This is a genomic window from Streptomyces sp. NPDC048442, from assembly GCF_040651475.1.
Classification (GTDB): domain Bacteria; phylum Actinomycetota; class Actinomycetes; order Streptomycetales; family Streptomycetaceae; genus Streptomyces.
Map to the genome: position 1 here is coordinate 1 of NZ_JBEZKB010000056.1, position 18651 is coordinate 18651.

15 protein-coding genes are annotated in these 18651 nt (G+C 66.3%); 2 read left to right on the plus strand and 13 right to left on the minus strand.

Annotated elements, in window-relative coordinates; all coding sequences use genetic code 11:
- Positions 1-153: 153 nt before the first annotated feature.
- From AB0D18_RS40505 to AB0D18_RS40565, 13 genes are all read right to left on the minus strand, one after another.
- Positions 154-1242: a cytochrome P450 gene (locus AB0D18_RS40505; protein WP_362430725.1), complete on the minus strand. Its 1089-nt coding sequence runs from the start codon at positions 1240-1242 to the stop codon at positions 154-156.
- A 150-nt stretch (positions 1243-1392) separates the two neighbouring features.
- On the minus strand, positions 1393-1938 hold the full coding sequence (gene ectA / locus AB0D18_RS40510; protein WP_362430726.1) for a diaminobutyrate acetyltransferase: 546 nt from the start codon (positions 1936-1938) through the stop codon (positions 1393-1395).
- A 37-nt stretch (positions 1939-1975) separates the two neighbouring features.
- Positions 1976-3238 (minus strand): diaminobutyrate--2-oxoglutarate transaminase, encoded by a 1263-nt coding sequence (gene ectB / locus AB0D18_RS40515; protein WP_362430727.1) that lies wholly within the window; start codon positions 3236-3238, stop codon positions 1976-1978.
- Positions 3235-3498: a phosphopantetheine-binding protein gene (locus AB0D18_RS40520; protein WP_362430728.1), complete on the minus strand. Its 264-nt coding sequence runs from the start codon at positions 3496-3498 to the stop codon at positions 3235-3237. Before AB0D18_RS40520 ends, ectB begins: the two co-directional genes overlap by 4 nt.
- A 72-nt stretch (positions 3499-3570) precedes the next feature.
- The gene (locus AB0D18_RS40525; protein WP_362430729.1) at positions 3571-5094 is read right to left on the minus strand and encodes a class I adenylate-forming enzyme family protein; all 1524 of its coding nucleotides are present in this window, start codon (positions 5092-5094) and stop codon (positions 3571-3573) included.
- A complete protein-coding gene (locus tag AB0D18_RS40530) occupies positions 5094-6023 on the minus strand; it encodes a holo-ACP synthase (RefSeq protein ID WP_362430730.1) in 930 nt (309 codons plus the stop codon). The genes AB0D18_RS40525 and AB0D18_RS40530 overlap by 1 nt, the downstream gene beginning before the upstream one ends.
- Complete coding sequence (locus AB0D18_RS40535) at positions 6020-7321, minus strand: type III PLP-dependent enzyme (RefSeq protein WP_362430731.1); 1302 nt, start codon at positions 7319-7321, stop codon at positions 6020-6022. Before AB0D18_RS40535 ends, AB0D18_RS40530 begins: the two co-directional genes overlap by 4 nt.
- A gap of 220 nt (positions 7322-7541) precedes the next feature.
- Positions 7542-7829 carry a hypothetical protein gene (locus tag AB0D18_RS40540; protein ID WP_362430732.1) on the minus strand — a complete coding sequence of 96 codons (288 nt, stop codon included), beginning with the start codon at positions 7827-7829 and terminating at the stop codon, positions 7542-7544.
- Between the two features lie 76 nt (positions 7830-7905).
- Positions 7906-8883, minus strand: a complete 978-nt coding sequence (locus AB0D18_RS40545) for a helix-turn-helix transcriptional regulator (protein ID WP_362430733.1) — start codon at positions 8881-8883, stop codon at positions 7906-7908.
- A gap of 275 nt (positions 8884-9158) precedes the next feature.
- Positions 9159-9323, minus strand: coding sequence for a hypothetical protein (locus AB0D18_RS40550; RefSeq protein ID WP_362430734.1), 165 nt, complete (start codon positions 9321-9323; stop codon positions 9159-9161).
- A gap of 122 nt (positions 9324-9445) precedes the next feature.
- On the minus strand, positions 9446-12469 hold the full coding sequence (locus tag AB0D18_RS40555; RefSeq protein ID WP_362430735.1) for a BTAD domain-containing putative transcriptional regulator: 3024 nt from the start codon (positions 12467-12469) through the stop codon (positions 9446-9448).
- A gap of 168 nt (positions 12470-12637) precedes the next feature.
- Positions 12638-13642: a phosphoribosylglycinamide synthetase gene (locus AB0D18_RS40560; protein WP_362430736.1), complete on the minus strand. Its 1005-nt coding sequence runs from the start codon at positions 13640-13642 to the stop codon at positions 12638-12640.
- Between the two features lie 115 nt (positions 13643-13757).
- Complete coding sequence (locus AB0D18_RS40565) at positions 13758-14330, minus strand: CGNR zinc finger domain-containing protein (protein ID WP_362430739.1); 573 nt, start codon at positions 14328-14330, stop codon at positions 13758-13760.
- A 141-nt stretch (positions 14331-14471) separates the two neighbouring features.
- On the opposite strand from AB0D18_RS40565, the gene AB0D18_RS40570 reads away from it, so the two are divergent.
- Together AB0D18_RS40570 and AB0D18_RS40575 are read left to right on the plus strand one after the other, a co-directional pair.
- Positions 14472-15776, plus strand: a complete 1305-nt coding sequence (locus AB0D18_RS40570) for an MFS transporter (protein ID WP_362430737.1) — start codon at positions 14472-14474, stop codon at positions 15774-15776.
- Between the two features lie 1415 nt (positions 15777-17191).
- On the plus strand, positions 17192-17401 hold the full coding sequence (locus AB0D18_RS40575) for a hypothetical protein (protein ID WP_362430738.1): 210 nt from the start codon (positions 17192-17194) through the stop codon (positions 17399-17401).
- Positions 17402-18651: the final 1250 nt, after the last annotated feature.

The window sequence follows — 18651 nt, forward strand, 5'->3', positions numbered from 1 at the left end:
TGCGCGGTACCTTCTGGGGCCCCAGCCCCGTCGGCAGAGCCAACGGGGTCTTCGCGGAGCGGGGCCAGTTCCTTGAGGGCGGCGGGGGTCTCTGGCCGTTAACGGCCGCCCCGCTCGTGCGAAGGGCAGATTTCGTGAGATTCACCCGGCTATTCAGGAACGCGAGTGGAAAGTGATCGGCAGCTTCGACGCGCCAGTGTTTCCGGAGTCGGGCAGCCACTGGGCATCGTCGCCCACGTGCAGGTCGGTCAAGCGTGCGGCCAAGGCGGCGAGAGCCACATTGACGTCTGCCCTGGCGACGAAATGCCCCAGACAGTGATGTATGCCGCCGCCAAATGTGAAGTGCGGTGAACGCTCGGCGTCGAGGTCGATCAGGTCCGGGTTGCCGAACTCGGCGGGATCGGTGCCCGACGAGAGGGTGAACATGTGAACTGTAGTTCCCTTCTCGATCATGTGGCCCTTGTGCTCGAAAGTCTCCGCCGCCTCGCGGGAAACCCATCGGCCCACTGGATTGATGCGCAGCACTTCCTCGGCCGCCCTGGCGGAGTAACGGTCAGTATCTTCCGCCAGCTTCTCCCACTGATCCGGCTGCTTCGCGAACGACTCCACAGCAAGCGTCAGTTGGTTCTGGGTCGTGTCTATCCCCGCGAAGATGAGCAGAATGATGAGATTGACCAGTTCCTCATCCGAGAGTCTGCCGTCATCCTCGTCTCGAGTCTCCACCAGAGTGCTCAGAATGTCGTCCTGAGGCACTTCTCGCCTGCGCCGGACCAGGAACTTCGCGTACTCAGTGATCTCGACGACAGCTGCATCGATGTGCGCAATGTTCTCCCGGATGGCGACACCGATGCTGAGACCGATGATGGACGCGAGTCGGTGCATTGTCTTCCAGTCGCCCTCGTCGATGCCCAGGATCATGCATAGGATCCTGGTGGAGTACGGTGCGGCGAAGCGACTTGAGAATTCGGTCTGCCCTGCCCCGATCCACTCGTCGATCAGGCTGTCCGCCAGGGCTCGGAACCGGGGACGCAGCGGATCGATCCGACGCGGTGAGAAGGCAGGGTTGACCAGACGTCGGATCCTGTTGTGCTCGATGCCCTCCAGGACGAGCAGAGTCTTCTTCCACCAACTGCTGAAGATCCCGTCGGTCACGCCGTGGTGTGATGGCCACTTGGCCGACCCCTGGGTCAGGCGGGGATCCTTCAGGAGGATGCTGTTGTCGTCGTAGGAGAGGATGGCCATGCCCCAGTCGGTTCGTGCGTACCAATGCACGGCCCGGGCCTTCCGCATCTCCTCTGAGTCCATGCGGAAGTTTCGGTCACTGATGTCGATGTACGGAGCTTCGGCTCGCTGTGTCATGGCAATCTACCCCCAATCGTCGAGTACACGGGATCATGCGGAGGCCAACGGGCCGATGCGGTACAGGACTTCGTCGTGGTGACTATCGGCGAGGAGGCTGCTGGGAAACAGCACGCGCGTCTCGATGCGGGCCGAGTGCTTCTTGGCGAACTGCTTGAGGACCATGATGATCGCTTTGTTCTCGGCGGAGACTGTGGCCTCGACGTACCGGGCGCCCTCGGCCACCTGCTGGTCGGCTGCGGCCTGGAACAGCTTCACCCCGAGAAAGGGGATACCGTGGCGCGGATTGACGGCCGTCTGCCAGACGAAGTAGGTCTCGGGCTCCTCGGGGCGGCGGTAGCCGGTGAGGAAGCCGACGAGTTCGTCGTCCACGGTCGCCACCAGTGAACCGTCGGCGAAATCCCGGAACCAGAGCGTGTAGTAGTAGACGCTGTTGGAATCCAGGCCGGGAGTGTTCTCGACCAGTTTCCACACGACCGGGCCGTCCTTAGGCACTGGTGCACGGAAGACCACCTGCTTGCTCGGGACGGCGCCCTGGTCCGCGCCGGTTGCGGGCGCGACGGTTGTGGTGATCGTCATGGATGTATTCCTTCTCTGTCGACGGGATCGGGTGCGGTCAGGCCGTTTCGTGGACGGCGCGCTGCGCGATGCGCAGTCCTCGGTCGAGTTCGTCGGGGGTGATGGTCAGCGGTGGCAGCAACTTGACGACCTGGCCGCGCGCTCCCGATGTCTCAACCAGCAGCCCAAGTTCGAAGGCTCGGCGTGCGGCGCGGCTGGCATGCTCGGGATCGGAGAGCTCCAGGCCCCAGGCCATCCCGCGGCCCCGGTACGCGGATCCGCTGTGCTGCGTGACCGTGTCGCGCAGTGCGGCATCGATGAGCTGGGCGTGAGCCAGAGTCTGCCGCTCCAGCTTGTCGTCGGACCAGTAGGAGTGGAGGGCGGCGGCCGCTGTGACGAACGCGGGGTTGTGGCCGCGGAAGGTGCCGTTGTGCTCGCCCGGCTCCCAGACGTCCAGTTCCGGTCGGAACAGGCACAGGGCCATGGGCAGTCCGTACCCGCTGATGGACTTGGAGAGGGTGACGATGTCCGGGGCGATGCCGGCCTCCTCGAAGGAGAAGAACGCTCCGGTGCGGCCGCAGCCCATCTGGATGTCGTCGACGATCAGGAGCATGTCATGCTCCTGGCACAGGCGGGCGAGGGCGCGCAGCCACTGTGGGCGAGCCACGTTGATGCCGCCCTCGCCCTGGACTGTCTCCACGATCACCGCGGCCGGCTGATCGAGGCCGGATCCCTGATCGCTGAGCAACCGTTCGAACCACTGGAAGTCGGCAGCCGTCTCGTCCATGTACCGGTCGAAGGGCATGGGAGTGGCGTGCACGAGCGGGACGCCGGCCCCCGCCCGCTTGAAGGCGTTGCCGGTCACCGCGAGGGAGCCGAGAGACATGCCGTGGAAGGCGTTGGTGAAGGAGACGACCGTCTCGCGCTGCTTTACCTTCCGCGCCAGCTTGAGAGCGGCTTCGACAGCGTTGGTGCCCGTCGGACCAGGGAACATCACTTTGTAGGGCAGGTCCCGCGGCCGCAGGATCATGTTCTGGAAGGACTCCAGAAATGCGCGCTTGGCCGTGGTCGCCATGTCCAGGCCGTGAGTGACGCCGTCGCGCTCCAGGTAGTCGAGCAGGGCACGCTTCAGCACAGGATTGTTGTGTCCGTAGTTGAGAGATCCGGCGCCGACGAAGAAGTCCAGGTACTCGTGACCATCCTCGTCGTACATCCGGCTGCCCTGCGCCTGCTCGAACACGGTGGGCCAGTCGCGGCAGTAGCTTCGTACCTCCGACTCCAGCGTCGTGAAGATGCTTAGGTCGGGCTGGGTGAGCGTCATGCCGTCACCTGCGCGAGCCGTGCGGCGAGCACGAAGTCGGTGAAGGTGTCCACCGAGATGAAGTCGTCCGCGTCCAGCTCCTCCGGGTCGACGGTCAGGCCGATGGAGTCCTCCAGGTTCATCAGCATCTCGAGCATGGTGGTGGAGTCCAAGTGCAGGTCATCGAAGAGCTTCACATCGCCGGTGAGGCCGGTGACGGGGCGCTCCAGGACCTCCGTGAGGGCATTCTCCAGGGCGGTGACAACGTTCTGGCGGTCCATGATCATGTCCTTACGTCTGGTGAGAGGCTGCTGTGAGAGGGATGGTCAGTAGGTGAGGCGGGCCTGCAGGGCTTAGGTGATGACCGAGCCGACCGGGGCCCGTTCAATCAGGACGGCCAGCTTCTTGCGGTCGACCTTGCCGTTGCCGTTGGTGGGCAGGGCCTCGAGACGGACGCAGCGCCGTGGGATCTTGAAGGGCTCGATGTGGTCGCGCATGCCCTCGCGCACCTCGTCCGCAGTGATGTCGGCGACTACCGCGAGGAGTGCGGTCCGCGTGCCCTCGGGCGGCAGGACGGCGGCGGAGGACACTCCGTCGACGCGGGCCGCGGCGGCTTCGACCTCGGTGGCGCTGAGCCGGAATCCCCGCTCCTTGTACAGGTCATCCCGGCGGCCGGTGAAGTAGAGGTACCCCTCTTCGTCCTGCCTGCCGTAGTCACCGGTGCGCAGCTCGGGGAACAGCCCCTGAGCTCGCGGGAAACGCTCGGCGGTCAGCTCAGGGCGCCTCCAGTAGCCGGCCATCACGTTCGGGCCTCGTACGACGAACTGGCCGACCTCCCCGGGAGGCAATCGGTTCCCGTCGTCGTCGATGACGAAGACCTCGGTGCCTGGCAGCGGCAGTCCGCAGGATCCCGGCCGGACGAGGTCCCCGTCCGGCGGCATGATCGCCGTGCGCTTGCACTCGGTGAGTCCGTACATGACCTGGATCTGCAGCTGAGGAAGCGCGGCGCGCAGCGCGGACATGGTTGCCTCGGACAGGGCCGCACCGGTGTTGGTGAGCAGCCTCAGCCGGCTCGCTCCTCCGCGGCTGCGGCGCAGAAGCCAGGCGAGCCGGTCCGCGATGGAGGGCACGGCGGGTAGCACAGTCGCCCCGGCGCTCTCCAGGCTGCGCAGCAGCGGGGGGCCGGCGTCGGCGACGGTGCCCAAGTGCAGTCGGGCTCCGCTCACGGCCGCGAGGTAGAGCTGATAGAGGCCGTAGTCGAAAGAGAGTGGCAGGGGACAGTACACGACGTCGCTGCCGCGATACCTCAGGCACTCCTGAATCGCGGAGACGGCGAAGAGTACCTGCTGATGGGTACTGACCACGGCCTTGGGCAGCGAGGTGGTGCCCGAGGTGTAGATCATGCTGATGGGGTCTACGGCCACAGCGCCCTGGCCCATTGAGGTGAGTGACCCGTCGGTGTCCGCGTCGAGAACAGTTCGGACGAGCTTGTCGAGCTCGAGGAAGGGCACTCCGTGCGCGGCGGCGGTCCGTCCCGCGTCCGGGTCGTCGGAGAGAAGGAACTTGGGGGCGCAGTCCTGCAGCACATGCTCCAGAGGTCCGCCGCGTACCTGTTCGTGGAGGACGCTGAAGACGGCGCCCAGGCGGGAGACAGCGTAGACCAGCACGGCGATGCCGATCCCATCGGCCGCGGTGACCACGATCCGGTCGCCGCGCCCCACTCCTTCGCGTTGCAGGAAAGCGGCTGCCCTGGCGCTGGCAGCGGCGAGTTCCTGGTAGGTCAGGCTGCGGTTCCCGGAGCTCAGTGCGGCGGACCGGGGGCTGCGCTCAGCGGCAGCCTCCAGGAGTTCGTGCAACTGCTGCGCTGTTCGGGCCATCAGGTCTCCTCGGGAAGGGGGACGGGGGTGCTCGCCGTGTCCGTCCTGCGATAGGGGACGACAGTGGTGGCGGTGGCGGCGCACACGAGCTGGGGCGTGTCGAACACCTCAGCAGCGCTCGTGCCCGCAGTCGGGCGGGCGCTGAGGACCTTGTGCGCCTGGAGTTCGACCACTCGGCGCAGCCTGGTCCGGCGTACCAGCCGCCCGCGTGCCTCGATGTAGTCGCCCGGCTTCACGGGTGCGGTGAAACGGAGATCGCTGTACTGGGACAGCAGCCCCTCGTCGCCATCCGTGCGGATGGTGATCTCGGTGACCAGGTCACCGAACAGCCGTAAGATGCGGGCACCGTCGACCAGGTCACCCCCATAATGGGCCTCCTCCTGACCGATGCGTACGCGGAGGAAAGCTGTGGTCTCCGGGGTCTGTTCCTCACGGACGGTGTCCTGGGTGGTGGTGGTCGTACGGATAATCGGCGGCGACACGGCGTCAGACTCCTTCGATGGCGGTGATGTCGTTTGTCCGTTCTCGACTGCCTCTCCGGCAGCCAGAGGAAAGCCGATGGCGACTGCGGCGACGACATTCTGTTTGTGCGTGATGGACACCGACACGCAGGACGGGGGCACATGGGCGGCCTGCCCTCGGAAGTGGACGACGGGGGCGCCGTCCGCGGAGTGATCGACGCAAATCTCCCGCGGCGCCACTCCACGCAGGAAGCCCACTCCTAGGACCTTGACGACGGCCTCTTTGGCGGCGAATCGGCCCGTAAGGAACTCCAGGCGTCGGTGGGCGCCGAGAGTCTCGGCGTGGGCCAGTTCCTCCGGGGCGAACCCGAAACGCAGGAACCAGGGGCGCTCGACCAGCCGGCGAAGTTCCGCGCAGCCGATGACGTCCACCCCGACGCGGACAGTCCGGCGCTCTGCGACGGTCATGCGGCTGGTGGGCGGAAGTCGACGAGGTGCTGCTTGGACAGCAGGTCCTCCGTACTGTCGCGTTCCCGGACCAGATGGGCCCGCCCGTCGTGCACCAGCACCTCGGCCGGGAAGCCGTGGCTGAGGAAGAGTCCGGGAGAGGCGGTGGGCCCGTAGGCTCCGGACCGCTCCACAGCGAGCAGGTCCCCCGGCTGCACTTCCGGCAGCCGCACCTTCTTGGCGATGACGTCGTTGGGCGTGCACAGCGGCCCGGTCACGGTGTAAGGCCGCAGCGCTTCGACGGACCGGCCTCCCAGATGCCGGATCGGGAAGTTGCGCTTGACGAAGCTCCCGACACCGACGGCGGCCATGTGGTGGTTGGTGCCGCCATCGGCAACCACAAAGGTCTCCCCCATGGAGTCCTTCACATAGCGGGCCCGGACGACATAGGTGCCAGCCGCAGCCGTGAGGAACCGTCCCAGCTCCATGATCATTCGGCAGTGCGGGTTGTGCGCGGAGAAGGAGGAGAGCACGTCCGCCAGACCGGTCCCCAGCGCGGCGAGGTCCAGGTCCTCCTCGTTGTCGAAATAGGCGACGCCGAGCCCGCCGCCGAAGTCCACAGTTTCCAGGGGGAAGCCAAGCCGTCCTGCCAGGTCTTCCGCAGTGGCGAGGATCTGTCGAGTGTTGCGGACGACGTCGTCGTGGTTGAGGAACCGGGTCCCCATGTAGGCGTGCACGCCCTTCACTCGGATGTGACGTAGAGCAGAAAGTCGGTGCTTGGACTCGCGCAGTTCGACTTCGTCGATACCGAACTGCCGGGGCTTGCCTCCCATGGCCAGTCCTGATCCTTTGCTACCGAAGGCAGGGTTCACCCGTAGGAGGACTGGGAACGTGTCACGACCAGCCGTCGCCAACAGCGAGTCCAGCAAGTCGAGTTCGTCAAAAGATTCGCAGACGATGGCATGGATGCCGGCTTCGACACAGGCAGTAAGTTCACGTGCGTCCTTGCCGGGGCCGAGGAAGATGATGTCCTCGGGCGCGACTCCGGCGCGCAGGGCGGTGACCAGTTCAGCATGAGAGGAAACCTCGGCTCCGGCACCCAACGAGTTCAGCAGTGCACAGATGCTGACGTTCGGGTTGGCCTTGAGCGAGTAGAAGACATCGGCGCTTTTCGGGAGCGTGTCCCGTAGTCCGTGATACGTACTTTTCAGGGTATCCGCGTCGTAGACGAACAGCGGGGTGCCGAACTCTTCGGCGATCGCCGAGACTTCTTTCCCCTGGATGCGGGCTTCAGAGGTATACATCCCCTTCACTGCCATCCGCCGTCGTTGAGTCGACGAGATACAGTTCGCAGCTCCACGAGTGAGCTATTCGGAATGTGTATGCGGTCGTCCATCGCTCGCCTCTCTCACTGATTATTTCCGCAGGGGTCATGATTCTGCGAGCTTCGGCGTGTTGAAGGAAGAGGGATTGAGTGGCCTGAGTCGGTCCTGCCCTACTTAGGCCTATCGGGCCCGATATCTCGCAGCCCATCCGAGCTCATGACATGTCATAGGGGACAAGCGGCACTTCAGCGCGGCGCAGGCGCCATCCAGCAAGCCGAGGAGACGCGGCGACAGCGTGTTCCCAGATCAACTCCGCAGTCGTCTCGGCCTCGTTCAGGGAGGTGACGCGGAGGAAAAGACCGATGACCGGATGGGGCCGTTCCCGGGGATGCACGCTGACGTGTTCGAGTACGTCGGGCGCGCTGGCTGCGAGCAGCTGTTTGATTTCCGCAGGCACGGGGATATCGCCTGGAGAGGCAACGGCGAGATGGACGAGGTACATGAGGTAACTGTCCTATTCGAAGTGTCGTATATCCCAGCCCCTCAACTGCCTGCCGACCAGCGACTGCAAGGGCCCGTCAAGGCCGGACGAGGCCCCTCGCGACCGCGTGCGCGCCGGCCTGGAAGCGGCTTCGCGCGCCGAGATGGTGCATGAGTTTCGTGGCGATACGGCGCGCCGTGCGTGCGGACACGCCCAGCCGCGCCGCGACAGAATCGTCGGTGTGCCCCAGGGACAGCAGCCGCAGGACTTCTGCCTCCTGCTGGCTCAGATGCTGCGCACTGGCAGGTGGGACGGTCTCGCTTAGCGGTCGGGCGGACTGCCAGACGCTCTCGAACAAGGCGTGCAAGGACGAGACCACTCCCGCCGTCTGCAGGACCACCGCGCCGGCGGCAGTGTCATCGCAGTCAGCAGCCACGACGGCGATCCTGCGGTCACAGATAATCACGCGGTTCGGAAGCGAGGGGACGGTCCGCATGCGCCCGCCGAGCGCAGTCAGGTATTTCGCGTGCGCCACCGTGGCAGGGTCGTTGCGGGCACTGTCCACATACACAGTGCGCAGCTGCACGCCGCGCTCCAGGAGGTCCTCGACGAGCGGTCGCGAGCTGCACACATTGGCTGGCGCCTGAGCCCCCCCCGGGGCGAAGGTCAACAGCTCGTGGTCGACCTCGGCGTACAGAGATGCCAAGTAGTCGCGGACGCACTCGACTCCCTGGAGGCTATGCACCTCGTCCTTGCCCTGAGTGAACTCCGATTTGAGTTGCATGGCGGCAGCCTGGGCCTGCTGTACGCGTTGCTGCTGCGCGGCGAGCTCGGCTCGTTGCCTTGCGAGAAGAATCTCTGCCGCCAGATACGGGTCAACCGCGTGGAAACTCTGGTGGTCTTCCGAGGAATGCCGCACCAGAGTCAGTTCGCTGAGAGTGTCGAGTGCCTCGAGTACCGCCTGCTCAGTCAGTTGGAGGCGGTATATCAGATCGGCAACGCCGCCATGTGGATGCGCCAGCATATCGCGGTAGACCACCTCGGCCGTGGCGTCCATTCCCAAAACATCGAACATGCGATTCCCTCTCTTGAACTGTCGAGCTTTTCCAACCTCAAGCTGGTGCGCGGTGCAGGACGAGAACGCTGGGAAGACGGTCGGATCGTGGGCGGATGAGAGTCAGGCGGGCGAGACACGCTGCGTTTGTCCCAGTTCGGGTCGGTGAGAATTGAGATGACGATGCCGTGGCGCGGGCGTTCGCGGGGACGTCCGGGATGTCGGCGGACAGCCGGTCAAATCGGCAGCAGTATGCCTTCCCGGATCACGAGGCCCGGTGGTTACGTCCCGCAGACTCAGCCGTTTCCGTGGTTGTCCTCCGGCGCGAAAAGCGCACTCATCGAGGGCGCGGAGGCGACGGCACGGTGGTGAACGGTTTCCGGCGCGGCGGTGACACTGGTGACGCCCCCGCCAAGTGCTCCGAGAACGAGGAAGGCGGCGACGATCGAGGCGATGCGCATCAGTGAACTCCCTTGAGGGCGGTGCTCTTCGGCACCACCGATGCTGCCGATCGCTCTTACCCGATCGTTCCCCTCCAGACACCCAGCCGATCCCCAAGGCACCACCACCCGACGCGCCCGGCTCACCGTGCTGTTTCCGGCACCTTCATGAGAGCGAAGAGGCTGTCCGCCGCGGCGCGGTGCTGCCGGGCAAGCTGCGCGTCCCCCTGGGCCTCTGTAGTTTTGGCTAGGCCCCAGAGCGCGCACGCCTCGTCATAGCGCAACTCCATACGGCAAGCGATCTCATGGGCCAGCAACTGCTGATCCTTCGCCATGTCCAGGCCCCCTTGGGCGTACCGCACGCGCCCAGCTGAGAGGTGCACGGCGGCCCGGGAAATGTCGTGCGTACTGCTGGTGGCCTTGGTGAGCGCATGGTCGGAGCTGTTTGCTGCCTCCTCCAGCTCGCCCATGCGCACTAGGATGTCGGCTCTGCGAGCGAGCACGAGGGGCAATTCCGAGTGCATGTTCAAGTACTGACACCGCTCCAGTGCTGTGTCGCTCTGAGCGAGGGCCTCCTCGAAACGGCCCAGGCCTTCGATCGCCTGGGAGAGATATTGGAGCGCAGACACGGAGAGCTGAACCTCCTGTATCGAGTCGAAGATGGTCACCGCCCGCTCCGCCGACTTCACCGCCTCCTCGAATCTCCCGAGCCGTACTTGAATCAGGCTCAGCATGCTGAGCGACGAACCGTCGAGTCGCGGGAACCCGAGCTCCTGCGCTCGCTCGCTGGCTTCCTGGCTCAACTGCAGTGCACGGTCCAGCTTCCCCATGCTGTTGTACGCCTGTCCGAGGCGGGCCCGGCACTCCGCCTCGCTGTGCCGGTCCTCCATCTGCCGGGACAGGTCGACCGCTTCCTCGAGGTGGGCGACCGCGCCGCTCAACTGCCCAAGCCGCCATTTGCCCATGGCCAGGTTCATCAGGTTCAGTCGGGTTAACGACTGGTCCCCGAGCCGCGTGGACGCAGTAACACCCTTCTCCAGGGCTTCGTTGGCACTGGCGTCGTAGCCGCGAATGCTGGAGTGGAATCCCAGCTCACGCGGTAGCCGCGCGGCGTGCCACAACAGCCCCTCGTCGTACGCGGCATCCACCGCCGCCAGCAGACTGTCGCGGTGTTGGTCGAGCCACTGCAGCGCGTTGCTCTTGCGGTCAAACCTGTTGCGGGAGATGCCGTCCTCATCGGTTCCCTCGACGCGGCGTCGCCCGGGAAACAGCGTGTCGCAGGCGAGTTCCGCCGTGTGCAGGTAGTGGTCGAGCAGTCGCTCCGTCGCCCGGCCGCTCTCGGGGGCCAGCTCGCCTTGCGCGACCCGCTGGACGAAGCTGCGCACCAGGTCGTGCAGGGCGTATACCCCTGGCTCCCGGGCCTCCAGGAGCCGGATGTCTACGAGTTCTTCCAGTACGTTCTCGGCCGTCAGGGCATCCGTGTCCAGTAGCGCGGCGGCCTCGTCGACGTCCAGATAGCGTCCGGGGTGGTGGCCCAGAAGCCGGAACGCGGCTCGCTGCTCGAGCGGCATGGATTGATATGAGAGCTGCAGCGCACCTGCGACGCCCCGGCCCTCGCTGGTGAGTTCGTCAAGGCGTCGATTGTGGTCCCGCAGCCGTTCGACGAGTCGCTGGACAGTCCAGGACGGACGGTTCGCCAGCCGGGCGGCCGCAATCCTGACAGCGAGCGGAAGTCCTCCACAAAGCCGCAGCAGCTCACGGGCCGGCTCTGGTTCCCTCTCGACGCGGTCGGCACCGAGCGTGCTGCGCAAGATCTGGTGGCTGTCCGGTTCCGGCAAGGCACCCACGGAGAGCCACTCCGTGCCGTCAAGGCGAGTCAGTCGCGGGCGGCTGGTGATCAGGACCAGGCTGTTACTGGAGGCAGGAATCAACTCCCGCACCTGCTCGGACCCGACTACGTTGTCCAGGATGAGAAGCATCTGACGGCCCCGCATATAGGGCTGCCACCGCGCGGCACGTCCGGCCGGTACTGTAGGAATCTCTTCGCTGGGGATGCCTGCGGCTGCGAGTAGGTCGCCCTGTGCCTGGAACGGGCTGAGAGGTGTCTGGCCCGGCGTGAAGCCGTGCAGGTCGATGAAGAGATTGCCGTGCGGATACTGCTCCGCCAGATAGTGAGCGGCTCGGACAGCGAGGGCCGTCTTACCGCCGCCGCCCATGCCGTCCAGAGCTAAGACTGTCGGCTTGCCCGGCATAGCGTTGCGGGCCGTTCGGCTGATTGACTCAAGCTCGGAGTCGCGGCCGGAGAAGTCGGGCACGTCGAACGGCAGTGCATGCGGGGCCTCGGTTTCGTCGTGCAAGGCAGCGGTGGCCGCGGCGCGCTCTGGGCGGGAGAGCGACGGGTCCTGGCACAGAATGCGTGCGTGGAGCTCAACCAGCTCTATGCCGGGGTCGATGCCCAACTCGTCCGCGAGCTGCTGCCTGGCACGGGTGAACTCGTCCAGCGCGGCGGCCTGTTGGCCGGAGTGATAAAGGGCGAGCATGAGCCGGCTACGCAGGGTCTCGCGCAGCGGATGCTCGTCGACTAGGGCACGCAGTTCGCCCGTGATCTCGGCGGCCTCACCCGCGTCGAGGTGCAGAGCGTAGAGCTCCTCGGCGGCGGTGAGCCGCTGTTCCTCCAGCGCAGTCGATGCAGCGTCGACCACCCGACCACCGGATCCGGCAAGCACTGGCCCTCGCCACAGCACCAGCGCCTCTCGGAACCGCCTAGCCGCCCGCTCCTTCTCCCCTTCCTCTCGCGCTTGCCTGGCCTGACTCAACAGCTTCCGGAAGCGCAGCAGGTCGAGTTGCTCACTGCCGAGGACTGCTCGGTACCCTGCCCCGTCGGTGACGATGACGCGGCGGCCCTGCGGAATGCGGCCGCGCAGCTTAGCCACCGTCTTGCGCACCTGGTGCTCGGCGCTGTCCGGTAGTGTTTCCTGCCATGCGGCTTCTACCAGGCGAGAGACGGGCACAACGCGCCCGGCCTCCAGGAGCAGTGTCACGAGGATGCGTTGCTGCAATGCACCGTTGAGGGTCAGGAGTTCGCCGTCGGAGCGGACTTCCAGGGACCCCAGTACGGCGAACTCGGGTGGAGTGCTCTCGTCAGCCTGAGCGTCATCTGCAGTCAAGGCTCGCACCCTGCCTTCCCTCGTCGGCGGTGATACGACAAGCGCAACTGCTGAGAAATTAGATCACTCTCGCGGAGCCTGGGACAGTGACCTTCAGGGCACAACCTGTTCGCGCGCCTTCCTGACCGGCCAGGGAACACGGCTGGGTGGTGCTCTTCCTCGCCTGACCTACCTGATGCTGGCGACCAGATCACTCCGAGCCCTGACGATCCGCTCGCGAGTGACCTCCGGTGTGTCCCCCTCGACGACCACATAGGCCCGCCGGGCTCGTGGATCGCTGATGTGAGCGACCAGGTCGCCGACGGTGTATGAGAATCGGGCGCCGCGTACCCATGGCGTCACGGCGATCTCTTCCATGCCGGTGGCGGTCTCCAACCGTCCTTCCGGCAGCAGAAAAAAGCCGATCTCTGCGTACTGATACGCCTCCGCCACGACCGGGCGCCAGCCCATCAGCCCCGTGAAAAGCGCTGACTCCAGGTCGAACCCGCGGGCGATCTCGAGAAGCAGGGGGATGCGGTCGGCACCCAGGTGCGCGCGGCAGGACATGATGCGCGGCCCGGGGGGCAGCAACGCCACCTGTGTGTGGGCCGGGCCAGAGCGGTACCCGCTCGCCGTGAGGCGTTCCTCGACTATCGCCTCGATGGTCCTGCACTCGTAGTCGGTCAACGGCGCCGGATGGAGGTAGCCCGTCACGTGGAAATGCGGGGCGCCCGTGGTGCGTTGAGCCGTCATTCCGAGGACATGGTGGCTCCCATTCACGGTCAGTGTCTCGACGCTCACTCGGGGAGTCGATGCGGGTTCCCGTCTGTCACCCTCGAGGGACTGAAGGTGCCGGTACACCGCCGGCGGATTCAAGGACAGACCTAACTGCCATGACTCCCGGACCACTGACGCGCCGGGGTTGCCGTGTCCACCGTGCAGCACGGCGTCGATGCCATGACGGCGCACAGTCCGCGAGATGGCCTCGCGCAGTCGGGTCCCATCGGAGAAATCGGTGAGCAGGAGCTCTTCAGAGGCCTCCTCCACGCGTGGCGCGAGATCGGCCTCAAGCTGCGACGGGTCCCATAGTGACCAGATGCGGAAGCCTAACTCGGTCCCTTTCCGCACGAGTTGGTGGCTCGGCATCACCAGGAGCAGTTTGGACTGCGAACTTCTCAGTACGGCCGCGCTCATGAATGTCATCTTGCAGCACGACGTTCCCGTTTTGTTCCCCTGTTCTTCCCTCAGCGTGCGTCGGCCGGATGCGGCGGGCGAGGTGGGCGGGGTGTGTGTTCGTCAGGGCTGGTGGTCAGCCGACAGGACTCGAGCGTGGGCGCTTGTTGGCGAGAAAGCGTGCCTTCTTCTCTCGGTTTCCGCAGGTGTTCATGTCGCACCATCTGCGAGTGCGGGATCGGCTGGTGTCGAAGAATGCGGCTCGGCACGTCGGTGAGGCGCACAGGGCCATCCGACCTTCTCGCTCTCCCGAGACGATACTGACCGCGTCGGCGGCAATCACGCTGAGCGCGTCCTCCACAGTGGCGGATCCCAGCTGCCAGTCGTGGCCGCCCGCGGAGGTGAGGATCGGCGAGGCCACGCCGTGCGTACTGCAGGCATTGATGACGCGGACGGCCGCGGGAAGAAGCGGCTCCTGGCTCGCGACGGCGGTGGCGGCCGCGTGAATGGATTCCCGCAGTTCTCGAGCGTGGTCCAGCTGGGACTCGGTGCAGGAGTCCACCATGAGTCCGTTGCCCGCCAGCCAGTCCATCAGCCGGGACGGCACGGGAATGCGCTCCAGCCTCTCGCCGCAACGCTCCGTCAGAGTCGCCGTGAAGCTGGTCGCCAGCACCTTGCCGGGCCGGAACTCAGGGAAATATGCGGCAATCATAGAACCACCATAGGCGGTTCACTCTGGGCATGCAACACACCGCGCATAGTGGAGGAGGAACCACCTTACCCGGTTGCGGCACAACCTGCGGGCGTGCTAGAACCGCCTTACATGGTTCCAGGTCGACTCGGAGATCTCATGACTGCCCTCGCCCCTACACGGCCCACCGTCCCCAAGAAGATCCTCTTCCCGCTGCTCTTCATCCCGGTGTTCCTCGGTGGCGTGGACTCGACGCTGTTCAACGCCAACGCCTATGACCTGCACGTACTAACCGATTCTTGGCGCCTGTGGTTCATCGACGGATATTCGATCGCGCTCGCCGCGAGTGTCGTCCTCGGCTCCCGACTGGGCGCACGCATCGGCCCCGGCGCAACATTGGCGATCGGACTTCTCGTGTTCGCCATCGCAGGCGCCAGCCCCGCACTGCTGGATTCCCCTGCGGCATGGACAGTGGCGCGATTCGTGCAGGGCTTCGGATATGCCCTGATCATCTCCAGCGTCGCCTCGGCCGTCGGCAGCCTGCCACACACCTCGGAGCGCGCCCTGGGCTACACCCTGTGGATCCTTTCGTTCAGCATCGGCGCCGGATCTGGACCCCTCGTCGGCCGGGCGTTTGTCGATGCCGGCGTCTACACCCTGCTGTTCTGGCTGCCAGCCGTACTGGCCCTCCTGTGCGGTTCGCTGGTGTGGCTGCTGCTGCGCGGCATGAGTCTGGGACATGCGGCATCGACGAAATTCGATGTCACCTCCTCGATCCTGGCCCTCCTCGGCTTCGGCCTGTTCGTGGGCGGACTGCAGAGCCACGGCGGGATGACGCTGCGCCTGCTGGCGACCGCTGCCGGATGCGTCATCCTGACCGTCTTCTGCATGCGGCAAGGCCGCTCGCAAGATCCGCTCGTCGATGTCCGCATGCTCAGCTTCTCCCGTGTGGGCGTCTGTGCGTTCGCGTTCACCTTCGCCTCGGGCTGCTACACCGGATCCGTCTTCCTCTTCAGCGCGAAGGCCGATTCGCTCACAGCCCTCCTGCCGGTCTCGATGCTGGCTCTGTGGGTCTCGCTCGGCGGGTTCGCGCTCGGCAAATTGCGCGCGCGCTTCACTCCAGTGCAGGTCTTTCAGATCAGCATGGCCCTGTGCGCACTTGGCCTTGCGCTGGCCGCCCTTGCCAACCTGTGGCTGGCCGGCTTCCTGATCGGTCTGGGCGTGGGAATTGCGTTCGCGGCGGGCGACGTATACCTGCTGGGAAGCGTCGCGCCCAAGGATGTCGCGCGCGCCGGAGCCCTGCAGGAGACCAGCCTCGCGGTGGGCGCAGCCCTGGGTGTGGCCGGGTTCGGCGGCCTCTTCGCCGGTACGGGCTCCGTGGCGATGACGTCCGCCATCACCGCGGTCGTCATGGGCGCCGTAGCGTGGACCTGCCGCTACAACCGCGGCGTGCTCACCGCCTGACCCTCGGCCCCCTCGCGCGTGGGATGCCGAGCCCGGCGAGGTCGGCTGTCCTGGAGGCCAACCCGGAGGCAGCGAGGGACGCGTACGCGTTCACCCGCGTACCAGAACGCGCAGCAGGCCGTCCAGGAGTTCCAGGACAGCGCGCTGGCGATGCTGGGCCGGACGAAGGAGGCCGAAGCCGAGGCCCGGCAGGAGTACAGGGCCAAGCAGGGCCGTCCCTGGTTCCAGTACCACCCGATCGGCGCGGACGCCTGTCGCGGCTGCGGAGAAGGCCGCCGACACGGCCCGGGAGCGCGTGGCCGGGTACCTGCTGGCGACGGGGGCTGGAGCAGCTGCGCGAGCAGGCCGCCGCCCGCACCGAGACGGCTGCGGCCGCGCCGTAGGCGGACCGGCTGCCGGAGCTCGCCGCGCGCCCGCTGGACGGCGGTACGGCCGGGGCGGTGATCGCGTGAGTACCGAGCCGAGCGGGGTCGACCTCGCGCGCCAAGGCCTGGCCGCGGCCCGTGAAGCGGCGAAGAGGAACGGCGGCGCCCAGACGAAGAAGGCGAAGCGGCGCACCGTCGTACGGCGTGACGGCCGTGAGCCGCTCGGGCTCGGTGCGGCGATCGGCATGATGATGACCGAGTGCGGCAGGGTCGCCCCGGCCGCCGGCGGCAGCGTCCGAGCCCAGTTCGACGACATCCTCGCCGCGGCCGCGCCCGAGCTCGCCGGGCACGTTCAGGCCGTGAAGTTCGACGCGGACACCGGCGGCCTGGACGTCGCCCCCGACGCTCCGGCATACGGCACGCAGCTGCGCTTGAAAGCACCGAAGCTGGTCACGGCGGCCAACGAGAAGGCGTCCGGTGCGAACGTCCGCACCGTTCACGTCCTGGTGCCCGCGCCCGTGAAGGCCGGCCCCGCCACGGCAGCCGCTGACCCTGTCCCGCGGGCCGCCCCGCCCGTAGTGCCCATGCAGCGGCCAGCCCCGCCTGACGGCTACCGCCGCGCAATCGAGGCGCACCGCCAGGTCGCCCGGCCGTCCAGGGTGGACTCGGCCATCGCAGAGGCGGTGCAACGGCAGACTGCCGCGATGCGGGAGCTGTCCCGCCGCGCGTTCCCCGAGCCCGACGTCGCCGTTCCGGACGACGCGCCGACCCGGTTCCGGACGACGCGCCGACCCCGTTCGATGCCACCCGTTCTGAGCGCCGCCGCCAAGCTGAGGTGTCCCGTGCGGTCGCGCTGCGCCAGGCACGGCAGGAGCGCGCGGCCAGGGAGTCCGGGACGACGAACATCGTCCCGGAGTCGGCTGCACTGCGGACCACGGCCTGAGTCAACTGATAGATCAGATCCCCCTGTTACTGGTGGTTATCCCGGCGTAGCGTTACGGGTACACGTCTGGTACACCGTGCGTCGCGTCGCGCACCGAAGGGGGAGTCGTGCAGGCAGGGACCGTGCTGGACGGCCGCTACCGGCTGATCGAACCAGTCGGCGCGGGCGGGTTCGGACAGGTCTGGCGGGCACACGACCCGAAGGTCGACCGACTGGTGGCGGTCAAGGTCCTCACCGGTGACGGCAGCGCGGACCACGACCGGCAGGTGGCCCGGTCCCGGCTGCCCTCACCCAGTTCCGCAGGGTCTCCGGGTTGATCCCCAGATTGGCGGCGACCGACCTGATCGTCGTTCCGGCCGCGACTTGTAATGCGCGACCGCGTCCGCCTTGAAGTCCGGCGGGTAGTTCTTCATGACCACGAGATGTCCGTTCTCAGATCCTCAGGATCCAGTGTCTCGTGTGTCCAACATCTGGGGTCATGGCCCGCCGTCCAGTTGTTCTTTCCGCCCGCTGCGTATTCAAGGTGGTTTCCCTCGCCCGGGGTGGTGTGGTTGTGTACGGTCGGCGCACGGCTGGCATGTGCCGTGGTTGTGTATGGCAGCCCACGGTTCATGCCGTTCCGTTCACGCCGTCCCCGTTCGTACGGTGCGTCTCGTCCACGATGACCGGGCCTCACACTCCTGCCCCGGCAACTCGGGGGAGCCGGTGGTACTGGGCACGTCCTCGGGCGGTGCGGCCCGGAGCGAACACGCCGCGGCCATCGCCGCCGTACGGTCCGCAGACTGTCATGCCTTCGCGGTTCTGAATCAGCAGGTCAAGCGAGGGGACAGCACCAACTCCCCGCGTGCGCATAGCTGTTGGGCGATGACAGTGGCGATAGGGGTCTTGCCGGTCGGGGTGGCCGCACTCACCTGCGTCCGCAACCCCTCCGGCGGCAGCGACCCGTCGGCAGGTACCTGGGGCACCCACAACACGGCGCCCCCCACCTCCTTTCTGATACAGGAACAGCGATACCCCCGACACGACCAGCCTCTCTCAAAATCTGCATCCACGGAATTACCAGATGCTGTTCCGGCTGCGCGCAATTTGGTTATGGCGGTGCCCCGAATATCAAGGGTTGCTTTATCTGGATACTTTACAAGCTACTAACCGGATTTTTTCGCAGACACTCACCCCGGAAGTGGCTACTTATCCCAGAGCCTACCCGCCTTAGAAATTTGACGCATATACGTGGAAGAAGCCGTCACGAGGGGCTCGCCCTTACTGCGGCGAGACTTCAAAACCTCCGCAGCAGGGTGACAGCCCACCCCAACTCCCCACTCCCAGGCACGCACAGGCCGGACACTTTGCAGAACTCAACCCCTGACTTACCGTCAGCCGGCACACCGAACAAACCCGGTCCCGTATCCAGCTCAAGGCCACTGCGGAGCAGGGGCCGTCGGCCGGATCGCGGAGCGATCCGAGCCCGCCGACGACGAAGTCGACGGCCAGGGCCACGGAGTGGCCCGGATTCGTGCGGCGAAGCCGCCGGATCACCGCGCGGAGCGCGGTGCGTCTTCCGCCGCGT

Coding starts and splice junctions, on each gene's coding strand:
- AB0D18_RS40505 (WP_362430725.1), bottom strand. CDS start 1,242: ATGGCCATCCTCTCCTACGACGACAACAGCATCCTCCTGAAGGATCCC.
- ectA (WP_362430726.1), bottom strand. CDS start 1,938: ATGACGATCACCACAACCGTCGCGCCCGCAACCGGCGCGGACCAGGGC.
- ectB (WP_362430727.1), bottom strand. CDS start 3,238: ATGACGCTCACCCAGCCCGACCTAAGCATCTTCACGACGCTGGAGTCG.
- AB0D18_RS40520 (WP_362430728.1), bottom strand. CDS start 3,498: ATGGACCGCCAGAACGTTGTCACCGCCCTGGAGAATGCCCTCACGGAG.
- AB0D18_RS40525 (WP_362430729.1), bottom strand. CDS start 5,094: ATGGCCCGAACAGCGCAGCAGTTGCACGAACTCCTGGAGGCTGCCGCT.
- AB0D18_RS40530 (WP_362430730.1), bottom strand. CDS start 6,023: ATGACCGTCGCAGAGCGCCGGACTGTCCGCGTCGGGGTGGACGTCATC.
- AB0D18_RS40535 (WP_362430731.1), bottom strand. CDS start 7,321: ATGGCAGTGAAGGGGATGTATACCTCTGAAGCCCGCATCCAGGGGAAA.
- AB0D18_RS40540 (WP_362430732.1), bottom strand. CDS start 7,829: ATGTACCTCGTCCATCTCGCCGTTGCCTCTCCAGGCGATATCCCCGTG.
- AB0D18_RS40545 (WP_362430733.1), bottom strand. CDS start 8,883: ATGTTCGATGTTTTGGGAATGGACGCCACGGCCGAGGTGGTCTACCGC.
- AB0D18_RS40550 (WP_362430734.1), bottom strand. CDS start 9,323: ATGCGCATCGCCTCGATCGTCGCCGCCTTCCTCGTTCTCGGAGCACTT.
- AB0D18_RS40560 (WP_362430736.1), bottom strand. CDS start 13,642: ATGAGCGCGGCCGTACTGAGAAGTTCGCAGTCCAAACTGCTCCTGGTG.
- AB0D18_RS40570 (WP_362430737.1), top strand. CDS start 14,472: ATGACTGCCCTCGCCCCTACACGGCCCACCGTCCCCAAGAAGATCCTC.